This is a genomic window from Flindersiella endophytica (assembly GCF_054779015.1).
Genome location: NZ_BAAGYY010000036.1, coordinates 509,737 through 510,326 on the forward strand (window position 1 = coordinate 509,737; position 590 = coordinate 510,326).

The window sequence follows — 590 nt, forward strand, 5'->3', positions numbered from 1 at the left end:
TCGGCGGGCTGGCTCGTGCTGATCCCAGGCCAGGGTCTGCATCCAGGCCAGGAGATCGGTGGCGAGGGCGACGATTTCGAGCCAGAGTTGGTTGTGGGCGTAGCCGTGGAAGGGCAGGTTACGCATGCCGGTGTCTTTGGCTGTGCGGATGCGGTCTTCGCAGCGGGCGCGTTGCCGGTGCCGCACCTCCAGCGCGGCCGCGGTCCAGCCGGGACCTTGGGTGTTGGTGGCAAAGCAGGTGATCCGCCAGCCGTCGTGGTCGGTCAACCGCAGTTGGGCGCCCGGATGCGGTCGTTCGCGGCGGGCGATCACCCGCATGCCCTTCGGCCAGTCCTGCGGCCCGGGCCGGGTCGCAGGTGTGGGGTCGGGCATCCAGGCGGTCAGGTCGGCCACCTGCGCCCCTTCACGAACCTCGCCGTCGCTGTCGAGGGCGGCGCGCCAGGCCTGGGCTGGCATCGTCTCGATCGCCGTCTTGACCGTTTCGTGGGCGGGGAACCCGATCGAGTACTCCAACCCTTGGTCGGTGATGTGGTGCAGGAACAGTTTCGAGCAGCCACCCGAATCCGTCCTGACCAGCACCTGGCCACGCT

Annotated in this window: 1 protein-coding gene; it reads right to left on the reverse strand. The window is 69.0% G+C overall.

What is annotated here, in order from left to right; translation table 11 throughout:
• A partial coding sequence (locus ACYVF6_RS40940; protein WP_460530493.1) for a transposase occupies positions 1-590 on the reverse strand: 590 nt, incomplete at both ends.